Raw genomic sequence first — 12,955 nt, 5'->3', positions numbered from 1 at the left:
ATTTTTTAAAATTACACAAGATATTGATAGTTTTTATTTTAATTTATAGAGTTTAAAATCTTTGAATTCACTTGGAACGGCTTGATAATTTTCAGCTAAAAGCTGCTCAACTTCTGTCCAAAGAGATGTTTTTGTATTCACTACAATCATCTTTGGTTGATTATCTCGAAGATCATTTACAAGCTTAGTACGATTTGCATCAAGTCCTGTATGCAATCTAGGAGATAGCAACTGACTTGCTGCTAAACGCTCACTAGCCTTATAACTACTTGTCAGATTATCCCATACATAGATACGTTCTGTAGCCTGTGTTTCACTTTTAATCTTAGCCTCAATACTAGTGCGCTCTTTATATTGTTCTGCATGAAGCACATATCGTGAAACTACAGGAGCTAAAAATAGATAAACGAGAGCTAAAATTGGCAGATAGGCATTTCCTTTCACAAAAGTGCCCCATGGTGACGTTTCTTCTCTGCGTCTTCTACGACGGCTGGCTCCCTCTAATTCCCACGTGCGAATTCGAGTTAACAATAGAATAGACAAGAAGGGTAACAATTCAACCATACGACTACCATTGATAAGATCTGTAGAGAAAATTTCTAAAACTAATACCAAAATAACAGCTATTGCAGCAGAGATTGATAAGACTGATTGTTTCAATGGTTTAGATTGGAAGAGACCTGTGAAAGCCAACGTCAATGCTCCAAGAGCAATTGCCAATAATCCATAGAAGAGGATGTTGTCGAGTAACCCCGAGTTAGAGGTGAAGTTCAAACTATCTAATGGATAGAGGATTTGACTAATGGCATTTCCGAAGCTACCTTTATAAGCTGTATAGTAGCCAATTGGATAAAAGAAGATTGAAAAACCAAGACCCGCCGCAAAGAATTGATAGAGGCCATGAGTCAAGTTGTTGCGCCCAACATTAAAAGCAGTTACTGCAAAAAATAAGACAAATGCATATAAAATTGTCACCAAAGGTGCAAAGAAAAATGCTAGGGCCAGGCTAATCCCAATACGTATGAAACCTTTATCATGATCTGGTTCTGCAAAGTAAGCAATCGCTAAACTGAGAGCATAGAATAAGAACGGAAGGGCAAGAATAGTCGCATAGCCACCACCAAAACTAAGAGCACTGGCGAGGATATAAAAGACTGTCAGCACTTGTTGAGATTGTTTGTTTTGTCCCGTCAAGTTATAAGCCGAATGAAAAAGAAAGAATCCTGCACCTATTAAGGCTAACCAATTAAAGACTGCAAACAATAGACTGCCTTTGGTTAGATACTGTAAAAAGTAATAAAGGAGACCACTAGTTCCAAAGTAGTCAGAGTAGATATCTCCGCTTTGATGCATGGCCCATCCGATATAGAAATCCTGAGTCTGTTCTGGACTTAGCAAGCCTAATAAAAAGGGTAGGACCACAGACACAAGTACTACTAGCGTACTCAAAATTAGGATATTAAAAAATGGTAAGCGAGCAGGCTGACGAGTTTCAACCTCGAGTTGCTCCTCATTTGTTACTGGAGCTTCCTGACTTCCCACCCAATATGGATTCGATTCATCTTCTAATCTGCCATATACGTTCATTCATTCTCTCCTATATTTTAATTTGTTCTAGTATATCAAAAAGTCTAGTTCTTGTCAGCCTGCGGCGGACGTTTGCGTAACTTTTCAGATAAGAAAACAAAGCGTTCAATCTCATAAAAACGATGATAAGAAGCTTTTTTATAGTAGTCTAAAAAAGTTTTTTCCTCTACTGTCAGCATGGTTACCCCTCCTTTTCTCTTCATTCGAAAAAAGGAGAAAAATCTAAAAAAGCTGAATTCTCAAAAAGAGGATTCAGCACTTTTTAATCAGTTTTCTTTTCTAAGTTTTTTGAAATGCTACGATTTTTACCTTCCAGATACACCATCAAAATAGAGATATCTGCTGGGTTTACCCCAGAAATACGGCTAGCCTGACCAATGGTTTCTGGATTAATGAGTTTGAACTTCTGGCGCGCTTCTGTCGCGATAGAGTCAATATCATCCCAATCGATGTTGACCGGAATACGTTTTTCTTCCATGCGTTTCATCTTGGCAACCTGATCCATAGCTTTGGAAATGTAGCCTTCGTACTTGATTTCTGTCTCAATCAATTCGATAATCTTGTCATCCAATTCTTCGGCAGCAGGTCCGATGAAGGCAACCACATCTTGGTAAGAGACTTCTGGGCGACGGAGGAACTCCTTGGCAGTGACTGCATCAGTCAATGGTTTGAACCCCATTGCTTCAATCTTAGCGTTAGTTTCCTTGACTGGTTTAAGTTTGATGCTGTCTAAACGCTTCATTTCATTTTCAAATTGGTTTTTCTTAATCTCAAAATGAGCCCAACGTTCATCATCCACAAGGCCAACCTCACGCCCCATCTCAGTCAAACGCATATCAGCATTGTCATGACGGAGAATGAGGCGGTATTCAGCACGACTAGTCAAGAGACGGTAAGGTTCAATGGTTCCCTTAGTTACCAAGTCGTCAATCATCACTCCGATATAACCGTCGCTTCGTTTCAGAATCAACTCAGGCTTACCTTGGATTTTCAGAGCCGCATTGATACCCGCGATAATCCCTTGGCCAGCAGCTTCTTCGTAACCTGACGTTCCATTTGTCTGTCCAGCAGTGAAGAGACCTGAAATTTTCTTGGTTTCAAGTGTTGCACGCAATTGATGCGGCAAGACCATATCATACTCGATAGCATAGCCAGTTCGCATCATTTCTGCATTTTCCAAACCTTTGATAGAATGAACTAGCTCACGCTGTACATCTTCAGGTAGACTGGTTGAAAGACCTTGGACATAGACTTCTTCTGTATTGCGACCTTCTGGTTCTAGGAAAAGTTGGTGGCGTTCCTTGTCTGCAAAACGTACAATCTTGTCCTCAATCGACGGACAGTAGCGAGGCCCCACTCCCTTAACCACACCTGTGAACATAGGCGCACGGTGGAGGTTGTTTTGGATAATCTCATGACTGGTACCATTGGTGTAAGTCAACCAACATGGCACTTGGTCTTTGACATAATCTTCATCACGTGAAGTGTAGGAGAAGTGATTTGGTGTTTCATCTCCTGGCTGAATCTCTGTCACATCGTAATTGATAGAAGAAGCCTTGACACGTGGAGGTGTCCCTGTCTTGAAACGACCGATTTCAAGCCCAAGTTCCTTGAGATTGTCAGCGAGGTTAATAGAAGCCAGACTGTGGTTAGGTCCTGATGAGTACTTGAGGTCTCCGATGATGATTTCCCCACGGAGGGCAGTTCCTGTCGTCACGATAACAGCCTTGGCAGCATACTCTTGATGGGTGGCTGTACGAACACCGACAACCTTGCCATCTTCCACCAAAATCTCATCAATCATGGTTTGACGAAGGGTCAGATTCTCTTGATTTTCAACCGTCTTGCGCATTTCCTTAGAGTAAAGCTCCTTGTCAGCCTGCGCACGAAGGGCACGAACAGCAGGTCCTTTCCCAGTGTTGAGCATCTTCATCTGGATGTAAGTCTTATCAATGGTCTTGGCCATTTCACCACCGAGGGCGTCAACTTCACGCACTACAATCCCCTTGGCAGAACCACCAATAGACGGATTACATGGCATGAAGGCCAGCATTTCAATGTTGATAGTCGCAAGCAAAACCTTGCAACCCATACGGCTTGCAGCTAGGGATGCTTCCACCCCTGCATGCCCCGCACCAATTACAATAATATCGTATTCTTCTGTAAAATTATAAGTCATCTTCTCTCCTATTCGTTAAGATGGATGTGTCGTAATTGTCCGTCCCAATTTGGTAAGGTAGTTTTTAAAAATGCTGGCTTCAGATTAACAGTATATAGATCATCTAAAGCAAACCACCGGCAAGGTAAGGGCTTCGCATCTTCTTGCATGGTTAACGGTGCATCTTCCAGCAAGTCCACTAAATAATGGAACTCGATATTATGATAGTGGACTCCAGCTTGTTCAAAGCGATTTTCAACAATGAAAGCTAACTGAACAGCTTTAGATGCGACACCAAGTTCTTCCTTTACTTCTCGAACCACAGCATCTTCAGTAGCTTCATCCACTTGAATGGCACCTCCAATTGTATAAAAACCATCCTCATCTTCTACAACTAACAAGCGATTGTCTTTTACAATCAAAGCGGTCGCTCTTACACCAAAAACTGTTTGGTTTGACTTGGTCCGAAAATCTTGTTCTTGCATGTAACCTCCTTTCTTAACGACACAAAAACAGTCAAAACTCCAAAGAAGTGCAGGACAAAAAGCCTGCAACATCCATGAGCTTTGACCATCATTTCTATTGCTTTTATTATTGTAGCAAATTGAGAAAATTTGTCAATCTATATGTACTGACAAACCTTGCCATCACGGTAGGCATTGTCAATCAAACCACCACCGAGACACTCTTCACCATCGTAAAAGACAACTGCCTGTCCTGGTGTAATGGCGCGTTGCGGCTCCGCAAAGATGACCTCGGCCTTGTCTCCTTTAACATGAACAGTTACCTTAGAGTCAGGCTGACGGTAGCGGAATTTAGCCGTACATTCTAGCGTAAACTCCTCTGGCATGTCACGAGTAAAGTGGACTTGACTGGCTTCTAGGCTTGTTGACATGAGCGCTTCATGATAGAAACCTTGTCCGACATAGAGGATATTTTGGCTCAGGTCTTTGCCAACAACGAACCAAGGGGCATTGTCCCCTCCGTGTTGACCACCGATACCGAGTCCGCCACGCTGACCAATCGTATAGTACATAAGGCCTGCATGCTCGCCCATATCGCGACCATCCACAGTCATCATTCGACCAGGTTGAGCTGGTAGGTAGTTGCTGAGAAATTCTTTAAAGTTCTTTTCTCCGATAAAGCAAATTCCTGTCGAGTCTTTCTTCTTAGCAGTCGCAAGTCCAGCTTCTTCAGCTATTTTACGTACTTCAGGTTTTTCCAAATGTCCTAGTGGGAACATGGTTTTTTGGAGTTGTTCTTGAGAAAGTTGACTGAGGAAATAGGTCTGATCCTTGCCATTATCCACGCCACGAAGCATGTGAACGATGCCATCCTCATCACGCGCCACTCGAGCATAGTGCCCAGTTGCTACATAGTCTGCTCCCAAGGTCATGGCATAGTCCAAAAAGGCCTTAAACTTGATTTCTTTGTTACACATAACGTCTGGATTTGGCGTGCGTCCTGCACGGTATTCCGCTAGGAAATACTCAAAAACGCGGTCCCAGTACTCTTTTTCAAAATTGACAGAGTAGTAAGGAATGCCAATCTGGTCTGCCACCGCAGCCACATCCTTGTAATCTTCGGTCGCTGTACAGACGCCGTTTTCATCTGTGTCATCCCAGTTCTTCATGAAGATACCGATCACATCGTAGCCCTGCTCCTTGAGCAAGAGAGCCGTCACCGACGAATCGACACCACCACTCATCCCCACGACAACACGTGTTTTAGAGTTATCACTCATGGTAAGTCTCCCATCTATTCGTTTATTCACGATTGAAGGTCGTGTGTGCTTCAACGATTGAAGGTCGCTTGAGCAAGATTCATTATAGCATGCTTTAAAAAAGATGACAAGGAAGATGGAGACAAATCTATCAATCTCTTCTGTAAATACATAAAATTAAGAACTCAAAAAAGTAATTCATGCCTAAACCTCTATTCACTTTAAAAATTTATTTTTAAAATCAACTAAAAATGATATACTGTAATGAGGAGGAATGCGCACATGATTCCATACATATACCTTTATCCACGTGCGTAGAACTATTGTGAACAACTACAAAGATATACTAAAATCAAAAAATACCATTTTTGCTATTATAATTATTGCAGGTTTTGGACTTTTAACAGCCTTAGTCATTCATCAAGAACATGTTCAAGCAGAGAGAGGAAACATTGCTCTCATCAAACAACAAAAAAATCAACAAGATGTTGAACAAGTAAAAAATGCTATTAAAGACTTCAACATCGATTCTGAAAGCATAATAGATGATTGGAAAAAGATTCAGGAATTGAAACCAACCACTGATGCGGGTAAAAAGACACTAACAGACTTTCTTACTTCTACTGCCGATAAAGTCACAAAGCATTATACTGAAAAAGCTTTAAAATTAGATATAAAGGACTCTGATAGCCAGTTTCAAGATAAACAAACACTTGAAGCAGGCATCACTTCTTTACAAAAAATACTAGAAATCATTAAAGATATTAACTCTACTAACGAACAAACTTCCATTGAAGAGAAAATAAAACCAATTCAAGAACTGATTTCTAAATTCCAAAAACAAGTTGAATTCTTGACTAAAAAAGAAGAACAAAAATCTAACCAAAACGAAACAGAAACAGCTAGTAAGACTCAGGTAGTAGAATCCTACAATTCAGAAGATAGCAACTACAGTCCAACCTACACTGAATCATATGAAAGCATAAATAATTCTCAAACACCTGCAGCTGAGCAATATTCATCTGATAGTACTGGCAGCGAAGGGAATCATGGCGTTGATACACGAGATCAATCTTCTAATTCTTCCGGTTCTCAGACAGAGGCTAATAGACATAATAATTAAACTAGAATTCGCGATTTAAACAGTTTAACTTACTAATTCGGGTGGAAAAATTCTGTAAAATCATCAACCTGAACAAATCTTCCGTCACTATTACTTAAAAATTGCCTCTCATTAAAAGGTACACAAAAAGAGCCATTCAAGGCTCTTTTTTTATTTTTTTAGTACCAACCGTTATTAAGCCAGAAGTTCTTAGCTTCAGTCCATGAACCATAGCGTCCTGCTACATAAGCGTCAGCTACACGTTCTTGGTTTTCTGCTGAATAGTCACCGTTCAAGTATGAATCTGTCAATTGGTAACGTCCGATGTAACGTCCGTTTGTAGCTGTATAGCTACCGCCTGATTCTTTTTGGGCGATCCATTCTTTAGCTTCTGCTTCTGAACCACTTACAGTTGAAGCTGGAGCTGAATAGCTTTCTTCAACTACAGGCGCTGCAGGTTTGTAAGTAGCCTCATATGTAGTTTCTTCTACAACAGTCTCAGAAACTGCTGGAGTTTCTTTGACTTCTGCTACAGGAGCTTCTGTTGTAGTTGAAGCAGCTGGAGCTTCACCGTCGATAACCAATACTTGGTCAACATAGATGAGGTGAATGTTTTTAATGTTGTTCAATTTAGCCAATTTTTCAACTGTTGTGTTGTGAGTTTCAGCAATTTCTGAGAGAGTATCTCCAGCTTTGACTGTGTAAGTTTTTGATTCTTGTGCAAAAGTTAATGATGGTGCTAGGAAAGCAAGTACTACTGCTAATCCCGCAAATTTAGTTTTAATGTTTGATTTCATTTAAAAAAGTTTCTCCTTCTTTCTTATACTACCATGATACCCTTCTATTATTACTATTTGTTAACGATTTTGTGTAGAAATGTTACAGAACTGTGATTTATTTACCTAGAAATAGCCTTTTTTGTTACAAAAGCCTCGTTATTAAAGGCTTTTTGGCAATTTTTGAGATTTCAGAACGGAATTAAGCACTTAAATCTAATCTTTGATATAATAGGTTAAGAATCTTTTTAAGGGGAAACAGATGCAATCACTTCGTTTTCAATCTGTCTTTGATATCATTGGTCCAGTTATGATTGGTCCATCTAGTAGTCATACAGCAGGAGCTGTTCGTATCGGAAAAATCGTTTCATCAATCTTTGACGACACTCCTACTGAAGTCGAGTTCCAACTTTTCAATTCTTTTGCCAAAACCTATCGCGGACATGGGACCGATCTTGCCCTCGTCGCTGGAATCTTAGGAATGGATACAGATGACCCTGAAATTCCTAACAGTCTGGAAATTGCCCACAAACGTGGTATCAAAATCGTATGGACTATCCAAAAGGATAGTAATGCTCCCCACCCAAACACCACGAAAATCACTGTGAAGAACGATCGTAAGACTATCAGTGTAACAGGAATCTCAATCGGTGGTGGTAACATCCAGGTGACAGAACTAAATGGCTTTGCCGTATCTCTCAACATGAACACCCCTACCATTATCATCGTTCATCAGGATGTCCCTGGTATGATCGCTCATGTGACAGAGGCCTTATCGCGCTTTAATATTAACATCGCTCAAATGAATGTAACTCGAGAAAAAGCTGGTGAGAAAGCCATTATGATTATCGAAGTTGATAGCCGCAACTGTGAAGAATCTATCGAAGAAATTCGTAAAATTCCTCATTTGCATAATGTCAATTTCTTTCAATAGGAGAAAATATGTTTTACTCTATCAAAGAATTAGTCGAACAAGCCGACTTAGACTTTCAAGGAAATGTTGCTGAACTCATGATTACGACCGAGTTTGAGCTAACTGGGCGTAAACGTGAAGAAGTTCTTCTACTCATGGAACGTAATCTTGAAGTCATGAAGGCTTCTGTTGAACTCGGTCTCAGCGAAAAGAAATCTCGTAGCGGTTTGACAGGTGGTGATGCTGCAAAGCTCGACCACTACATCAAAAAAGGAAAGACGCTGTCTGACTTCACTGTCCTATCTGCAGCCCGTAACGCTATCGCCGTTAACGAACACAATGCCAAGATGGGATTGGTCTGTGCAACTCCTACTGCTGGTAGTGCCGGTTGTCTTCCCGCAGTCCTCACAGCTGCTATTCAAAAGTTGGGTCTAACTCATGAACAACAACTAGACTTCTTATTTGCTGCGGGTGCTTTTGGTCTCGTCATTGCGAACAATGCTTCTATCTCAGGTGCCGAAGGTGGTTGTCAAGCCGAAGTTGGTTCAGCTTCAGCCATGAGTGCAGCCGCCCTGACCCTAGCTGCAGGTGGAACTCCTTATCAAGCGAGCCAGGCCATCGCCTTCGTTATCAAAAATATGCTTGGTCTTATCTGCGATCCCGTTGCAGGTTTGGTTGAAGTTCCTTGTGTTAAGCGAAATGCTATGGGAGCCAGCTTTGCCTTCATCGCAGCTGATATGGCTTTAGCTGGTATCGAATCAAAAATCCCAGTTGATGAAGTCATTGATGCCATGTACCAAGTGGGCTCTAGTCTCCCAACTGCCTTTCGTGAAACCGCCGAGGGTGGTCTCGCAGCCACGCCAACAGGCCGTCGCCTTCAAAAAGAAATCTTCGGTGAATAATTTCAAATTACTAGGAGAATCAATGTCATCTCTATCAGCCATCTTTTTTGATTTAGATGGAACCCTTGTAGATAGCTCAATCGGTATTCACAATGGGTTCACCTATACTTTTGACCAACTGGGAGTCCCTAGTCCAGATGCAAAAACCATCCGTGGCTTTATGGGGCCACCATTGGAAACAAGTTTTGCTAGTTGCCTCCCAGTAGATCAAGTTGAAACAGCTATCCAGCTTTATCGTTCCTACTATAAAGAAAAGGGAGTTTACGAAGCTCAGCTCTTTCCACAAATCAAAAACCTGCTAACTGAACTAGCTCAACAATATCCACTCTATATCACTACGACGAAGAATACACCAACTGCAATTGATATGACAAGCAACTTTGAGATCAATCAATTCTTTGATGGAATCTATGGTTCAAGTCCTCAAGCCCTGCACAAGGCAGATGTTATTCGTCAAGCTTTAACAACACATGACTTAGCTCCAGAAAAAGTGGTTATTATCGGAGACACCAAGTTTGATATGATTGGCGCCCAAGAAACTAGCATTCGAAAACTAGCGGTTACTTGGGGGTTTGGCGACGAGGAAGAACTCATGACCTATCAACCTGACTGGGTTGCTCATCAGCCAACTGACATTTTACGTCAACTACAATAGAAGATCTAAACAAAAGCACTCCAATTAAATTGGAGTGCTTTTTAACTTGTTGGTAACAAAATACAAAAAGTTCAAACAAGATTCAGATGGAAAACTAGACTCTCTTAGTTCTTGTCAGAATCTTCAAATGGTGTCACCTCGATGACTTCTTCAACATTAACTGCTTGAGGTTCACTATAGTTGACCACTTTAGTTTCTTTTGTTGGCATAGCGTGCAAGATCAAAAGGGCAATCCCTCCCATTGGGGCGAAGCGAAGGAAGATAAAGGCCCAGTGGAATCCAGCATCACGCAAACGACGAACCGACAAAGCTAGTGTTGGCACTAAGATTGCTAGGTAGAAAACTGCATAAATAATGGCAACTAAACCAAAAAACATGAAAGCAGCTTCGCTGGCTGAATCGCTCACTGAATCCATCGCAGTACTAAGATATAGAACGTAGAAATAGATGATCCAGAAAGGAATAGAAAGGATGAAGTTTCCTAACCAAACCCACCAGAAATCTGGACGCGTCGAACGCCCAGTGAACTCTGCATAATTCTTAAAAAAATTTTTATACGCATTAATCATAGGATACTCCCATTTTTTATTTTACTAGTAGATACTGTACAGTTATAGAACACTCCCAAATCTAGTAAAAGACCTGGGAGTGTTAGCAAATTGTTCAATAATATTCAAGAAGTCCTATGCAAGATTGAAACTTCTTCGTTCCGGTATCTTTCTTCAGACAGTTGAACTTATCGTTAGTCCTTTGATGGCATAGCTAGTAGCACCATAAGGGCGATACCTCCAACAAATGGAATAAAGGCAACGAAAATGAGTGCCCAGTGGAAACCTGCGTCACGTAGACGACGAACTGTCAATGCAAGGCCAGGCAAGAAGAGTGCCAAAGCAAAAATGAGATAAACAAATCCGATTAAGCCCAAAGCCATAATAGCAGCTTCGCTATTTGGATTTGCCATTGCACTAGCGTATACCATGTAGAAAGGGATAGAAAGGATAATGTTTGCCAACCAAATCCACCAGTAATCTGGGCGTGTTGAACGTCCAGAGAAATCTACATAACCTTTAAAGAAATTTTTAATTGCGTCAATCATAAAATACTCCTATTTGCTTTTATAGTTATATTTTACCATAAGTGTAAACACTTGACAAGCAAGCACCTGATTCACAGAAGCTCACTCTAAGTTAAAAAAGATACTATCTGCTCCTTCTCTAAAAGAAGTCGCGGATAATATCTTATCTATTTTAGTCAGCATGAGTTGTTTCGTTTGCAAAGCTGATAATGGCTCTCTTCAATTCAGCACCCTGCATAGTCCGGAATTCTTCAATCTTCTGATCAATCATTTCAAGAGGCATCACATTTACTTTACCAACAAAGATCTTGTCCATTACTTGATTGTCCACTAATTCAGTTGATACAAGCAATTCTTCATATAGTTTTTCACCTGGGCGGATCCCTACTTCTACGATTGGAATTTCATTTTCAGTATGACCACTGAGTAGAACCATTTTCTTAGCCAAGTCGTAAATGCGTACAGGTTTGCCCATATCAAGGATAAAGACTTCCCCATCTTTGGCATAAGCACCCGCATGAATCACCAAACGACTAGCTTCTGGAATGGTCATGAAGTAACGAGTCATGCGGAAGTCTGTCACCGTTACAGGTCCGCCTTCAGCAATCTGACGTTCAAAGACAGGAATCACACTACCACGACTACCAAGTACATTACCGAAACGAACCGCACAGTAGGTTGATTGGCTACGTTGATTAAATCCAGTCACAATCAACTCAGCAACACGTTTAGTTGCTCCCATTACGTTTGGTGGATTAACGGCCTTATCTGTCGAAATCATGACCATTTTTGGAACTCGAGCAGCGTCAACTGCCTTAGCAACATTATAAGTTCCAAGGATGTTATTCTTGAAGGCTTCTTTTGGATTACGCTCCATCATCGGAACATGTTTATGGGCTGCAGCATGGTAAACAATAGCTGGTTCGTACTGCTCAAAAACTTGAAGCAAACGATCGTAATCTTGAATATCAGCAATGACAGGAACAAAATCAATTTCCTGGAACTTGCGAATCAATTCATGGTAAATAAGATAAATAGAGTTTTCTCCATGACCGAGCAGAATGACACGTTCAGGATTGAAACGACTAACCTGACGACAGATTTCTGAACCGATTGATCCTCCAGCACCAGTCACCAGAATCGTTTTACCAGTGATTTCAGATCCTAGACGTGATTCATCAAGTCGAATCTCTTTACGTCCCAAAAGGTCTGTGATATCAATCTTCTGGAAACCACCAATTGGAGGCTGAATACCTTGCACGACTGACTCAATCATAGGCATCTTATAGCATTTCAAGCCGATATGGTTACACATTTGCAGAATGCGTTCATACTCAGATGGATCTAGAGACGGAATCGCAACGATAACTTTTTCAACTCTGTAGCGTTTAGCCAATTCTGGCAGGTCATCATAAGAACCCAAGACTGGGATTTTCCCAAGCTTTTGACCTTTTTTCTTTTCGTCATTATCCAGAATCCCGACCAATTCAAGGTCACTGGTAGGATGCTGGTAACTGTTCATAAAGAGCGCACCACCATCTCCGGCACCAATCAAGAAGGTACGGCGGTGTTCTCCTTCTCCATTACCCTTTTTACGTCTTGAGTAAATCAACTGCCAAGTGATACGAGGAAGTAGAATCAAGAAGGTTGTTAATAGGATAAAGAGTACGATAAAACGGACAGAAAAGAGTGGTAAGAAAGCATAGCAAATAATATAAGATAAAATACTACTGATGGTTACTCCGAAGAAAATCTTCATGAAATCTGTAATCTTGCTGTATCGACTAATACTAGCATTAAGACCCCAGAATCCAATCATCAGTTGGTAGAAAAGGAAGGTTAGACCTGTGTAAATGACATAGTCTACCGGGGCTGGATTGATTAATCCATAAAATAGAATATAGGAAACAATAATTGATAAGACCATACTGGCAATATCAAAAAATCCCCAAAAAATTTGTTTCTGTTGTTTATTTAATACTTCAACCAGATCAATTATATAATCTGTCATTTTTTTATTCATGTGAATGGTATCCTCCTACACAGAGAAATTTTTGGTATGAG

At 40.8% G+C, this 12,955-nt stretch carries 13 protein-coding genes; 4 read left to right on the top strand and 9 right to left on the bottom strand.

The window, feature by feature from the left end; translation table 11 throughout:
- Positions 1-33: 33 nt before the first annotated feature.
- From ACXYSN_RS07635 to mnmA, 5 genes are all read right to left on the bottom strand, one after another.
- Positions 34-1,587, bottom strand: coding sequence for a damage-inducible protein CinA (locus ACXYSN_RS07635; RefSeq protein ID WP_458636666.1), 1,554 nt, complete (start codon positions 1,585-1,587; stop codon positions 34-36).
- Between the two features lie 44 nt (positions 1,588-1,631).
- Complete coding sequence (locus tag ACXYSN_RS07630) at positions 1,632-1,766, bottom strand: hypothetical protein (protein ID WP_004251068.1); 135 nt, start codon at positions 1,764-1,766, stop codon at positions 1,632-1,634.
- An 83-nt stretch (positions 1,767-1,849) separates the two neighbouring features.
- Complete coding sequence (gene mnmG / locus ACXYSN_RS07625; protein WP_458636665.1) at positions 1,850-3,766, bottom strand: tRNA uridine-5-carboxymethylaminomethyl(34) synthesis enzyme MnmG; 1,917 nt, start codon at positions 3,764-3,766, stop codon at positions 1,850-1,852.
- Between the two features lie 8 nt (positions 3,767-3,774).
- Positions 3,775-4,230, bottom strand: coding sequence for an NUDIX hydrolase (locus ACXYSN_RS07620; RefSeq protein WP_458636664.1), 456 nt, complete (start codon positions 4,228-4,230; stop codon positions 3,775-3,777).
- Positions 4,231-4,367: 137 nt separating this feature from the next.
- Entirely contained in the window at positions 4,368-5,489 is a 1,122-nt protein-coding gene (gene mnmA / locus ACXYSN_RS07615) for a tRNA 2-thiouridine(34) synthase MnmA (RefSeq protein WP_235083642.1), read from the bottom strand.
- Positions 5,490-5,793: 304 nt separating this feature from the next.
- Here mnmA and ACXYSN_RS07610 point away from each other — a divergent pair, with 304 nt between their 5' ends.
- Positions 5,794-6,591 (top strand): hypothetical protein, encoded by a 798-nt coding sequence (locus ACXYSN_RS07610; RefSeq protein ID WP_458636663.1) that lies wholly within the window; start codon positions 5,794-5,796, stop codon positions 6,589-6,591.
- A 158-nt stretch (positions 6,592-6,749) separates the two neighbouring features.
- Here ACXYSN_RS07610 and apf read toward each other — a convergent pair whose 3' ends face one another.
- Positions 6,750-7,367, bottom strand: coding sequence for an aggregation-promoting factor (gene apf, locus ACXYSN_RS07605; RefSeq protein WP_006151064.1), 618 nt, complete (start codon positions 7,365-7,367; stop codon positions 6,750-6,752).
- Between the two features lie 241 nt (positions 7,368-7,608).
- On the opposite strand from apf, the gene sdaAB reads away from it, so the two are divergent.
- The 3 genes from sdaAB to ACXYSN_RS07590 are packed head-to-tail and all read left to right on the top strand — an operon-like array spanning position 7,609 to position 9,816.
- The gene (gene sdaAB / locus ACXYSN_RS07600; protein WP_049526542.1) at positions 7,609-8,280 is read left to right on the top strand and encodes an L-serine ammonia-lyase, iron-sulfur-dependent subunit beta; all 672 of its coding nucleotides are present in this window, start codon (positions 7,609-7,611) and stop codon (positions 8,278-8,280) included.
- An 8-nt stretch (positions 8,281-8,288) separates the two neighbouring features.
- A complete protein-coding gene (gene sdaAA / locus ACXYSN_RS07595; RefSeq protein WP_458636662.1) occupies positions 8,289-9,161 on the top strand; it encodes an L-serine ammonia-lyase, iron-sulfur-dependent, subunit alpha in 873 nt (290 codons plus the stop codon).
- Positions 9,162-9,183: 22 nt separating this feature from the next.
- The gene (locus ACXYSN_RS07590; protein WP_458636661.1) at positions 9,184-9,816 is read left to right on the top strand and encodes an HAD hydrolase-like protein; all 633 of its coding nucleotides are present in this window, start codon (positions 9,184-9,186) and stop codon (positions 9,814-9,816) included.
- A gap of 104 nt (positions 9,817-9,920) precedes the next feature.
- Here the strand turns inward: ACXYSN_RS07590 and ACXYSN_RS07585 are convergent, their stop codons facing one another.
- The 3 genes from ACXYSN_RS07585 to ACXYSN_RS07575 all read right to left on the bottom strand — a co-directional run bounded on the left by ACXYSN_RS07585 (position 9,921) and on the right by ACXYSN_RS07575 (position 12,914).
- On the bottom strand, positions 9,921-10,385 hold the full coding sequence (locus ACXYSN_RS07585) for a DUF805 domain-containing protein (RefSeq protein WP_458636660.1): 465 nt from the start codon (positions 10,383-10,385) through the stop codon (positions 9,921-9,923).
- 173 nt (positions 10,386-10,558) lie between these two features.
- On the bottom strand, positions 10,559-10,912 hold the full coding sequence (locus tag ACXYSN_RS07580; RefSeq protein ID WP_235083636.1) for a DUF805 domain-containing protein: 354 nt from the start codon (positions 10,910-10,912) through the stop codon (positions 10,559-10,561).
- A gap of 151 nt (positions 10,913-11,063) precedes the next feature.
- A complete protein-coding gene (locus ACXYSN_RS07575; protein WP_458636659.1) occupies positions 11,064-12,914 on the bottom strand; it encodes a polysaccharide biosynthesis protein in 1,851 nt (616 codons plus the stop codon).
- Between the last annotated feature and the right edge of the window lie 41 nt (positions 12,915-12,955).

It is taken from the genome of Streptococcus sp. V869 (assembly GCF_054353515.1).
This window is presented reverse-complemented; position numbering and strand designations above follow the sequence as displayed.

What these genes read in the sequence shown, in the direction of transcription:
- mnmA (WP_235083642.1), bottom strand. Translation starts at nt 5,489, where the DNA reads ATGAGTGATAACTCTAAAACACGTGTTGTCGTGGGGATGAGTGGTGGT.
- ACXYSN_RS07620 (WP_458636664.1), bottom strand. Translation starts at nt 4,230, where the DNA reads ATGCAAGAACAAGATTTTCGGACCAAGTCAAACCAAACAGTTTTTGGT.
- mnmG (WP_458636665.1), bottom strand. Translation starts at nt 3,766, where the DNA reads ATGACTTATAATTTTACAGAAGAATACGATATTATTGTAATTGGTGCG.
- ACXYSN_RS07590 (WP_458636661.1), top strand. Translation starts at nt 9,184, where the DNA reads ATGTCATCTCTATCAGCCATCTTTTTTGATTTAGATGGAACCCTTGTA.
- apf (WP_006151064.1), bottom strand. Translation starts at nt 7,367, where the DNA reads ATGAAATCAAACATTAAAACTAAATTTGCGGGATTAGCAGTAGTACTT.
- sdaAB (WP_049526542.1), top strand. Translation starts at nt 7,609, where the DNA reads ATGCAATCACTTCGTTTTCAATCTGTCTTTGATATCATTGGTCCAGTT.
- ACXYSN_RS07635 (WP_458636666.1), bottom strand. Translation starts at nt 1,587, where the DNA reads ATGAACGTATATGGCAGATTAGAAGATGAATCGAATCCATATTGGGTG.
- ACXYSN_RS07585 (WP_458636660.1), bottom strand. Translation starts at nt 10,385, where the DNA reads ATGATTAATGCGTATAAAAATTTTTTTAAGAATTATGCAGAGTTCACT.
- ACXYSN_RS07575 (WP_458636659.1), bottom strand. Translation starts at nt 12,914, where the DNA reads ATGAATAAAAAAATGACAGATTATATAATTGATCTGGTTGAAGTATTA.
- sdaAA (WP_458636662.1), top strand. Translation starts at nt 8,289, where the DNA reads ATGTTTTACTCTATCAAAGAATTAGTCGAACAAGCCGACTTAGACTTT.
- ACXYSN_RS07580 (WP_235083636.1), bottom strand. Translation starts at nt 10,912, where the DNA reads ATGATTGACGCAATTAAAAATTTCTTTAAAGGTTATGTAGATTTCTCT.
- ACXYSN_RS07630 (WP_004251068.1), bottom strand. Translation starts at nt 1,766, where the DNA reads ATGCTGACAGTAGAGGAAAAAACTTTTTTAGACTACTATAAAAAAGCT.